This window comes from Novosphingobium sp., assembly GCF_030696665.1.
In the GTDB taxonomy this organism is placed as follows: Bacteria; Pseudomonadota; Alphaproteobacteria; order Sphingomonadales; family Sphingomonadaceae; genus Novosphingobium.
The window spans coordinates 148,812-158,705 of record NZ_JAUYRV010000039.1 but is presented as its reverse complement, the minus strand read 5'-3'; the positions used below and the strand labels follow the sequence as shown (position 1 = coordinate 158,705).

Here is a 9,894-nt window from a genome sequence, read left to right as displayed (position 1 = left end):
GCAATCGTCGGACATCTCGCTGACCTCGGCCAATGGCACGACCATTGATGAGGCCTTTGCGGCGAACTTCGGCAGCATGGCGGGTGGCGCGTTCACGGCGGATCTGGTCGACACGGCCGTCAATGCCTCGATCACGGCAGGTTCGGTTGCGGCCAAGGTGGTTGACGCCACCGGTGACATCACGGTCACCAGCGCGGGCGCTGTTCAGGCGAACACGCTGACGGCTGGCGGCAGCGTCACCGTCAAGGGTGTTGGCGCTGGATATGCCGCATCGCTTGCAGCGATTGGTGGGACCGCCGGGTCTGCGATCAATGCCGGAAGCGCGATCAGCGTGAAGGCAGGCGCAATCAATGTGGCCTCGGCAACTTCTGGCACCAGCACCACGCTCGACGCGGTCACCACGGGCGGCACGATTGCGGTCGGTTCGGTTGATGCGGGCACTGACTATGTGGCCAGTGCAACCGGTGACATCACGCTCGGCCGCGGCGGTGCCACCACGCAAACAGCGGGTGGCGCTATCACGATCGACAGCACGACTGGTTCGATCAGCGAGGGCGCGGCCGGCGTCATGTTGACTTCGAACGATGACAACGCCGGTGGCGAACTGCTGACGCTTGATGCGGGCAATGCCATTGCACTTGGCAAAGCAACGTTGCGCGGGGGCGCAGGGCAAACGTCAGACGTTTCGCTTACCTCGGCCAACGGGACGACCGTTGACAAGGTCTTGTCGGCGAACGCTGGCGCAAGTGCCGGGGCTGCGTTCACGGCGAACCTTGTTGACGCCAATGGCAATGCCACGATCACCGCAGGCTCGGTTGCCGCCACAACAGTAAACGCAACCGGGGACATCACCGTTACCAGCGCGGGTGCTGTGCAGGCGAACACGCTGACGGCGGGCGGCAACGTCACCGTCAAGGGCGTCGGCACCGGGCATGCAGCGTCGCTTGCGGCGATTGGCGGAACCAATGGTTCGGCGATCACTGCCGGAAGCGCAATCAGCGTGAAGGCTGGCGCGATCAACGTGGCGTCGGCGGTATCGGGCACAACCACCACGCTTGACGCGGCGGTTACTGGCGGCACGATTGCGGTCGGCTCGGTCGATGCAGGCACGGACTACGTAGCCAACGCAACCGGCAACATCACGCTGGGCCGCGTGGGCAACAAGACGCAGACGGCGGCAGGCGCTGTAACGATCACCAGTACGGGCGGATCGATCAACGAAGGCACCACGGGGGTCTTGTTGACATCGAACGATGCAGGCAGCGGCACTTCCGCACTCACGCTGGCCGCTGGCAACGCCGTCGCTCTGGGCAATGCAACGCTCAACGGTGGGCCGAGCAAGCAGTCGGCCGTGTCGGTAACGTCGGGTGCCGGGACCACGGTTGGTATCGTCAATTCGGCGGCGTTCAATGCCAATGCTGCAACGACCTTTACCGCAAACGATGCGATCACTGCGGCAGGCACGGCAGCGATTACGGCTGGCGGCGCAGTTACGCTTGATACGGTAACCGCGCAGGGCACTGGCTCTGACATAGTGGTCACTTCGCCAGGTGCGGTGGCCGCAGGAACGCTGTTGGCGGCGCGCAATGTCACTGTGGGCGGACCGAGCGCGGGCAACGCTGCGTCGTTCACCGGCAACAGTGTCACGGCCACGGCAGGTACGATTGCCGTAAAGGCCGGCGCGACCGACATCGGTGCGGCAGTGTCGGGTCTCGACACCACAGTATCGGGTACAACAGCAACACTCGGCACGGTAACTGCCGGCGGCAACTACGCGGTGACGACGACCGGCGCAGTAACGCTTGGCAAGGCAGGCGGTCAGACGCAGGCCGCAAAGGGTTCCGTGGCCATTACCAGCAGCAATGGTGCGATTGGGCAGGGGGCGAACGGCCTGACGCTCACGTCGAACAGCGACGGTCCGGGCACCGAAGCTCTGACACTGAACGCCAAGACAGACATCGCGCTGGCCGGGGCCACGCTGAAGGGCGGTTCGGCCAAGCAATCGGCCGTATCGTTGACCTCGGGGGGCAATACCGTCGTCGGATCGGTGCTGGGCGCATCGCTCACCGCAAATGCTGGCGGTGCGTTCGAAACGCGTAGCAGCGTTGATGTCGCGACCAATGCTGCGATCACTTCGGTCGGCGCTATCGCGCTGAACGGAGCGGTGGCAGCAGGTAACGCCGTCAACCTCAAGTCCAGCAATGCCACGATTGCTGCCGATGTCATCGCCAAGACGATTGACGTGTTCAACTCGGGCGCGGCAACCGGCAAACTTGCAATTGGCGATGGGGTAACCACCGCCGCTGCGGACTTTGCACTCTCGGCGGCTGAAGTGTCGCGTCTCAAGGCAAGCGATACCCTGACGCTGGGTTCGGATGCTGCGCACAACGTCGAAATCGGCAGCGTACAATTCACGGTTCCCAAGACGGTGAACGTGCCCGCTTCGGCCAAGCGCATCGACGTGACCGGACGCATCGTGTTCGATGGCGATACAACGCTGAAGCTTGGCAGCAGCGGCACGACGATTATCCAGTTGTCCACCACCAAGGGCGGATCAATCGCCAGCGATGGCGGCGTGCTTGAACTGTCAGCGGCCAACATCGTATCGGGCGCTGATGACTTTGCCGCCGATCTTTCGGCGGTAAGCGGAAGCGCATCGAGCACCGGTTCGCGCGATGCGGCCTTTGCGATGAACCTCAATCCCGGAAGCAAGCTCTATAACCCGTCATCGATCAGCAATGATGTGATGGTCGATGTTGGATCGATGAAGGTGACTTTCACCGGATTTGCCATGTTCCAGAACACCGGCAACAGCCTCGTCGGCGCGGGCGTGAAACTTGGCAATGGCAATCCGTCATCACTCGCGCTTGATATCGTCAACGGTTCGACTCAGCCGGTGTTTGCTGCCTTCGGTTCGATCAACGGCATCATCAACGCGGCCACCGCGCTGCTCGGCAATCCTCCACTGTCGCATTACGACAATATCAGCGCGTCGCGCATCAACGGTTGCGTGATCGGTGGCGGCAACTGCCAGTCTGTGCAGAACCTGACACCGTCACTGACCGCACTCGACAATATCCGGACTTCGATCTTCACCGTGAAGCCGGACTTCCAGGTGCCGTTCGACCCGCTCGTAGGCACCAATAACGACGCCCTGTTCGACGACGTTGGATCGTTCGGTCTGGGTGAACTTCCGATGACCCCGATTGAATGCAGCGATCCCAATGGAACCTGCGATGTACAGAAGAAGGATGGCAATTGATGAAGCGCGCGTTCCTCGCCTCGCTCTCGATGGTGGCGCTTGCGGTATCCGCAGCACCGGTTGCCGCCAAGCCTGCCGATTTGCCTGACCAGCTTGAACTGGGCCGGACCAGCCCGGGTGACCCCTGCGTGGCAACCCCGTTCTGGAAGGAAGACGCGTTCGGCGGCAGCTATACCTTCACCTGCCGCGGTGCGAGCGCTAACCGCTTCCTTGGCATTGTCCGTTCGGTGCGTGCATCGGAAATCGCGCCGATTGACGGGCTGCTCGATTGCGGACCGGGTATGGACGTGACCATTCCGGGCATCGGTGCCGCTACGGCCCGGCGTTGTTTTGACAAATTGCTGGGGCAGGAGACGATAGAGACGCGCTTCGCACGCGATGGGCGGATCTACACGTCGAGCGCTGTGCCGCTGGCACAAGGGCCGGCAGAAGAAGCGTTGCGCTTTATTTCAGGCGCAGCAGCGCCCAATCAGGATCGCAACCGCAAGACTACTGCGGCCGTAGAAGTGGGCGTGCTTGCGCCATCGCCAGCGGTAAAGAACACCAGTGCCGGTGCAGTGGCCAATGCCGAGGATGCACTGCAGCAGGGTCTTCGTCTGGTGCGGCAGGGCCTGCATCTCGATGCGGCACGCATCGTGAGCGACGCGCTGGCGCGCCTGCCCGCCGATGCTGCGCCTGCCACCCGGATCGATCTGCTGTTGTTGGCGGGCCTGGCAGATTCCAACTTGCGCTTCTTTGATTCTGCGGACGATTACTTTGGCCGGGCCAGCGGACTGCTGGCACAGAACGCGGGCATCCCCGGGGCCGATGTTTTGCAGATGAAGAGCCGCAACTATTCAGCGCTGCACCTGATCAACAAGCGCGAGTTCACGGTCGCCGCCTCTGCGCTGGATATGGCGACGATGGGTGAGGCACCGGAAGGCCAGCCGTTGCTCGATACCCGCAAGGTGCAGGCCCTGAACGAAGCAGCGAACACCGGTGGCCCCGGTTCGGCGCTGGCGTCGGCATGGGACAATCGCACCCGCACTCAATTGGTGATCGATGCGCAGGCTGGATGGGCGCGCAGCGTGGCGCTGCTTGGCCAGAACCGGCCCGCAGAAGCGGCCACCGCACTTGGTATGGCCGACGCCAGTTTTGAAGCGCTGCGCAGGCAGCCCATCCCGCAGCAGCAGTTGCTGTGGCTGGCCGCGCGGATTGAGCGGCAGCGCGCCCGCATGCAATTGCGCGGGGGTGATCGGACCTCGGCACTGGCCTCGCTCGACAAGGCGATCGGCTATTTGCGGCTTGCCGAAGATGCGGGCGACAACGGTCCGGCTCTTGCGCAAGTGCAGCTTGAACGTGCAGCCGTGCTTTCGGGCGGCGGTGCTTCCAGCGAAGAAGTGCTGGCCCAGTTCGACGAGGCGGTGACCAGCCTGATTTCGGCCGATGCGGATATTGGCGGCCTGCCCACGCAGACCCGCAGCTATCTTGATGCGCTGGTCAATGACGCGGCGCAGCGTCCTGATGGCGCTTCGCCCGAGCGTTTCTTCCGCGCGATGCAGGCCGCATCGACCCCGGCGATTGCGCGGCAATTCGTTCAATTGCAGTCGTTGATCGCGTCTGACCCCGCGCTTGCCGCCAAAGTGCAGGATCGTCAGGAGGTTGAGCGCGAGATCAACAAGCTGCGCTTCGAGATCGCCTCGGGCGGCGATGCCGCCAAGATGCAGGCACTCGAAGCCCGGCGTACCGAGCTGGAAAACCGTTCGTTTGCATTGCAGAATGAACTGGCTTCCAACGGATCGTTCCGTCAGGTGGTCGATACGCCCGCCTCGGTCGGCGAAATTCGTGCTGTGCTCAAGCCGGGCGAAGGCTATCTCAAGCTCAGCAAGGTCGGCGGTTACGTCTTCGGCGCGCTGATCGACGCAGAAGGCACGCGCATCTACCGCGTTGCCCGTCCGGCGGTGGAGATCGAGCCGCTGATCAAGTCGGTGCGTGGAACAATTACGGGTGGCGGGGACAAGGTTCCGATTTTCTCGGTGGCGGGTGCCAACGCACTTTACAAACTGCTGATCGGTCCGGCAGCTAGCCGCGTGAACGGCTATTCGTCGCTGGTGATCGATGGTTCGGGCGTGCTCGATACCCTGCCAGTGGGCGTGTTGGTCACCGATGATGCATCGACCGCTGCGTTTGCCAAATCACGTCGGAAAGACCCCTACAATTACACCGGGGTAAACTTCCTTGCGCGCAAGATGTCGCTCTCGACCGCGCTCTCGCCGCGCTCGCTGATCGTATCGCGCAATCTGGCACCGTCGAAAGCGCCTTATCCGTTCATTGGTTTTGCGCAGCATCAGCCTATGCCGTTGGAAGCCAATGTGGCCGGAATGATGGTCAGCATCGGCACCAATTGTGAAGTCGAACTGTCGAAAGTCGCCGAACTCAGCCGCATGGTGCAGCCGATTGATGCGATTGAACTGCGGCAGGCAAGCGCTGCACTCGGCGTGCCCAACGCGCCCGAGGTGATTGGGGCCGAATTCACCGATACCAACGTGCGCAGCCGCACCGATCTTGACCAGTTTCAGGTCTTGCACTTTGCCACTCACGGGTTGACCGAGGGTCAGTGGGCCTGTTCGAAAGCCCCTCCTGCACTCGTGACCAGCGTGGGTGAGGCCAATTCGGACGGCATTCTGTCGTTTGAGGAAGTGGCGCAGTTGCGGCTCGATGCGAACCTTGTGGTGCTTTCCGCGTGCGATACGTCTGCGGGCGTAACCAGCGCGGCGGCGCGTGCAGCGGGGCAGGAGCAGGTCGGCGCTTCGCTCGACGGGCTGGTACGTGCCTTCCTTGCCGCGCGCGCGCAGGCTGTGCTTTCCACCTATTGGCCGATTTCGGACGCGGGTGAGAGCGTTGAGCTGATTACCGATTTCTATGCCAATGCCCGCAATGATACCATCGGTGGGGCGCTACAGAAGGCGCAGGTATCGCTGATGGGCAATCGCGACAGTTCGCATCCTCTTTATTGGGGCGCATTCGTCCTGATCGGCGATGCGCAGAAGTCGCTGCTGAATGGCGCGGCGAAGGTGGCAGTCGATCAAGGTGCAGTCCCGGTTGTGGCAATGGCTGACGGGGGCAGTGCCGGTTCACGCTGAGCGGGTGTGCCGGGCGTTGCCCGGCACACTGCCGCGAGTGAATGTCGGCATGAACTTTTCCTTGGGGCCATCCCCATGCTGTGCTGGTCAGGTAAAGTGCCGAGGAGTAGGCTGAAGGCGTACTCTGTAAAAATCGGCCTTCATCTGTGATTTTGCGCACGGCAAACGCAGGCGTGGCGGTCAAGGATAGGGTCTATGGGTAAACCCGCTGCTCGTATCACCGACATGCACACTTGCCCGATGGTTACGGGCGTGGTGCCGCATGTCGGCGGCCCGATCCTGCCGCCTGCAGCGGTGCAGGTGCTGACCGGATGCCTGCCGCAGGCACGGATCGGGGACATGGCCGTATGCGTCGGCCCGCCCGATATGATCGCGATGGGTGCCTTTACGGTGCTTGTGCAGGGAAGCCCGGCTGCCCGTATGGGTGACATGACCGCGCATGGTGGCGTGATTGTGGTTGGCATGCCCACGGTGCTGATCGGCGATGCTGGCAGCGCTAGCGTCGGCGGATTGTCGCAGGCAATGGTCAACCTGCCGATTGGCCTAGAAGGGCAGGGCACTGCCTTTGCCGATATGGCCAAGGTGATGATCGCCGCCGCCAAGGAAGGCCTGCCGTTTTGCGAACAGTGCAGCAAAGCGCAGATCGGATAGGCGAGCGGATGAGCGCTGCCTGGTACGCTGTGATCGATTGCGCGCAAGACCCGCGACTGGTCGACCTTGTGCGGTCGTGCCGCGATCATCTCTGCCTGTTCAAGGGGCGCGATCTGGATGCGCAACTGCTGGCAGCATCGCCGTGGCTGGTGCGTGTCGATTCGGGCGAACAGTTGCTTGGCGTGTGGCAACAGCATGGTCATGGTGCAAGCTGGGGCATGATGATGTTGACTGACATGCCGATGGACCGCCTGCACCAACACTTGCGCCGGTTCCTGCAGGCAAAGCTGCCCGATGGCATGATCGTGCTGTTCCGCTATTACGATCCGCGCGTGTTCAACACCTACATTCGCGCGGCAACGCCAGAAGAGCGCGCGCCGTGGTTCGATGGCGTGCAGCAATTTTCGGTTGAAAGCGCAGGCGGCACGGCAATGCATCATTACCGGCTGGTCGAGGGAGGGCTTTTCGATGGCGCAAACCGGATCGGCTGAACAAGGCGCACCCGCATGGCGGCAATGGCTGGCAATTGGCGCGGGACTGCTCGTTTCGTGGAGTTGGGTGTTGCTGGTGGTCTATCTCGCTCCGGATATTCTGGGCGGAGAAGCTACGCCGGGAATATACGCTGCGTTCACGCTGACGCTGTACGTGCCATTGCTTGTATTCGCGCTGCTCGCCGGGTGGATCGGCGGCACCAAGGTGCTGCAGATGGGGTGGTCCCCGCTTGGTTGGACCTCTGCGGGACTTGTGGTTGGTGCTGGCGGATTAAGCGGCGCGCTGGCGATGAGCTGGTTGAGTGGCACGGTGGTGGCGGGCAGCGGTGCCACCGGGTTGACCGCGCTTGTGCTTATGGGATTTGGGCTGACGGTAGTGCAGTCTGCTATGGAGGAAGTGCTGTTTCGCGGCTGGTTGCTACCGGTACTGTCGCAGCGGCTGGGTCAGATTGCAGGAATTTGCGGCAGCGCGATCCTGTTTGCAGGCTTTCATCTGGTGGGCGGCGCGCGCCAGCCACTGACTTTGCTGTTTATCACGCTGGCGGGGGTTCTGTTCGGCCTGCTGGCCCTGCGCAGCGGCGGCATTCTGGCTCCGGTCACGGCCCATGCCGCGTGGAACGGTAGTGAGGATACGCTGTTCGGGCTGGTCCCCAATCCGGGCAACGAAATGCTTGGATCGATCTTTGACTTTGATCTGATCGGCAATTCGCTGTGGGGCGGCAACGATGAAGGCTTGAATGCGAGCGTTGGGGTTGTGGTCGTGATGATTGCTGCAATTTTGCCATTGCTGGTTGGACAGCGCGCCAATCCTTTGGCCACACCATCAGCAACTCCGGCCTAAAACGTGCGCTGGCTCCGCGCCATGTCGATGCGATCGCGTTCCTTGAGGAAGGCCTGCAGCACCGCGCCATCCATGCGCTTGCGGCTGGCTTCGTCGGCAGGAATGCTGAGCGGATCGACGCGCTGGCCATCGATGTGGACTTCGTAATGCAAGTGCGGACCAGTCGAGCGGCCGGTAGTGCCGACATCGCCGATGCGCTGGCCCTGAGTCACGCGCACGCCTTGGGTTATGCCGGGCGCAAAGACGTTCTGGTGCAGGTAGAGCGTGCGCCAATCATTATCATGGCGCAGCACGGTAAGGTTGCCGTTGGCGCCCTTCATCGCGGCGAATTCAATCGTGCCATCGGCGGCGGCGTAGATCGGGGTGCCGGTGGGCGCTGCGAAATCGGTGCCCCCATGCAGCTTGTTATAATGCAGCACCGGGTGGAACCGCATCCCAAACTTCGAGGAGATGCGCGCACCATCTACCGGCGTGCGCATCAGGCCGCGCTTGGTGGTGGCGCCATTACCGTCAAACCATGCAGCCTCTTCTCCGGCAGCCTGAAAACGATAGAGCGCGAGGCTCTTTTTCGGCGTGGTCAATTGCGCGTAAAGGAGCTTGGGTTGGCCCACGGCTTCGCCGCTGGCGTTGAATTCCTGATCATACGCAACCTCGAACACGTCTCCGGGGCTGACCTCGGAGGCAAGGTTGAAGTCATACGAAAAGGCGTTGATGAATTCGGGAATCAGCGTGTCAATCAGACCCGCCGATACAGCCGAGGTATAGAAGCTCTCGCTATCGATTTCGCCGCGCAGCACTTCGATCTTGCGGCTGACATCTGCGGCCAGCGGCGTTACCGCGTAGGTGCCATCGGCCGTGCGGGCAAGCATTACGCCCGAACCATTGATGTGAACCGCGCGCAATTGCTGCAGCAACGCGCCGCCTTCGCCCGGTTCAAGCACGATGATCGCATGGATTTCGCCACCGCTGGTAAGGTGCGGCGCGGCGGCAGCGGCCGCGGCAGCAGCATCGTCGGCGCGCACGCCAGCCTCAATCAGGGCGCCTGCGAGTGCGCCGGGTCCAGCAAGGTTGAGGGCGCGTTCCTGCACATTGGTGTCAGGAGCGCTGATCGCAGACGGGACTGCGATGGGGGCCAGCGCTGGATCGCTGCGGGTAAGCCATGCGCCAAGCGCACCGACACAAAGCACCGCGACCGATCCGGACAAGGCCAGCATGAGGCGTATGTCCCGCGCCGGGCGGTGCGAAGCGGGCTTTTGCTGCGCAGTACGAGGCGCAACATCGGCAGCAGGTGGCATAGAACCAGCCGCTTCGCGCCAGAATGCACCGACGTCTTCGCCGGAGTCCGCTTTAGGGGGTGTTCTAGGGGACTCGGGAGCCGATCGCGTGCTGCGGCCCGAGACCCATTGTTTTGGATCGAAAGAATCGTCGTCCATCGCAAATTGTGCCTTCAAGCGGGACCAGTTGCCGTGAAATATTCGCACGAAGCTATAACCGTGCTTTTGCGAAGGGTGAAGCTGTGCTTAACAG

The 9,894-nt window shown here is 62.4% G+C and carries 6 protein-coding genes; 5 read left to right on the top strand and 1 reads right to left on the bottom strand.

From position 1 onward, the window contains the following. From Q8R81_RS10795 to Q8R81_RS10775, 5 genes are all read left to right on the top strand, one after another. On the top strand, positions 1–3,262 hold a 3,262-nt coding region (locus tag Q8R81_RS10795), incomplete at its 5' end, for a hypothetical protein (RefSeq protein WP_305617666.1). Further along, the gene (locus Q8R81_RS10790) at positions 3,262–6,384 is read left to right on the top strand and encodes a CHAT domain-containing protein (RefSeq protein ID WP_305617664.1); all 3,123 of its coding nucleotides are present in this window, start codon (positions 3,262–3,264) and stop codon (positions 6,382–6,384) included. The genes Q8R81_RS10795 and Q8R81_RS10790, both read left to right, overlap by 1 nt. 195 nt (positions 6,385–6,579) lie before the next feature. Further along, entirely contained in the window at positions 6,580–7,035 is a 456-nt protein-coding gene (locus Q8R81_RS10785; RefSeq protein ID WP_305617662.1) for a PAAR domain-containing protein, read from the top strand. Positions 7,036–7,043: 8 nt separating this feature from the next. Continuing rightward, on the top strand, positions 7,044–7,526 hold the full coding sequence (locus Q8R81_RS10780; RefSeq protein WP_305617660.1) for a DUF4123 domain-containing protein: 483 nt from the start codon (positions 7,044–7,046) through the stop codon (positions 7,524–7,526). After that, complete coding sequence (locus Q8R81_RS10775; RefSeq protein WP_305617658.1) at positions 7,504–8,367, top strand: CPBP family intramembrane glutamic endopeptidase; 864 nt, start codon at positions 7,504–7,506, stop codon at positions 8,365–8,367. The genes Q8R81_RS10780 and Q8R81_RS10775 overlap by 23 nt, the downstream gene beginning before the upstream one ends. Here the strand turns inward: Q8R81_RS10775 and Q8R81_RS10770 are convergent. Continuing rightward, positions 8,364–9,581 carry a M23 family metallopeptidase gene (locus tag Q8R81_RS10770; RefSeq protein WP_305617657.1) on the bottom strand — a complete coding sequence of 406 codons (1,218 nt, stop codon included), beginning with the start codon at positions 9,579–9,581 and terminating at the stop codon, positions 8,364–8,366. The genes Q8R81_RS10775 and Q8R81_RS10770 overlap by 4 nt on opposite strands. Positions 9,582–9,894: the final 313 nt, after the last annotated feature.

Bases quoted from the DNA above. Each gene is read 5' to 3' on its own strand.
- Q8R81_RS10790 (WP_305617664.1), top strand. From the start codon at position 3,262: ATGAAGCGCGCGTTCCTCGCCTCGCTCTCGATGGTGGCGCTTGCGGTA.
- Q8R81_RS10780 (WP_305617660.1), top strand. From the start codon at position 7,044: ATGAGCGCTGCCTGGTACGCTGTGATCGATTGCGCGCAAGACCCGCGA.
- Q8R81_RS10775 (WP_305617658.1), top strand. From the start codon at position 7,504: ATGGCGCAAACCGGATCGGCTGAACAAGGCGCACCCGCATGGCGGCAA.
- Q8R81_RS10770 (WP_305617657.1), bottom strand. From the start codon at position 9,581: ATGCTGGCCTTGTCCGGATCGGTCGCGGTGCTTTGTGTCGGTGCGCTT.
- Q8R81_RS10785 (WP_305617662.1), top strand. From the start codon at position 6,580: ATGGGTAAACCCGCTGCTCGTATCACCGACATGCACACTTGCCCGATG.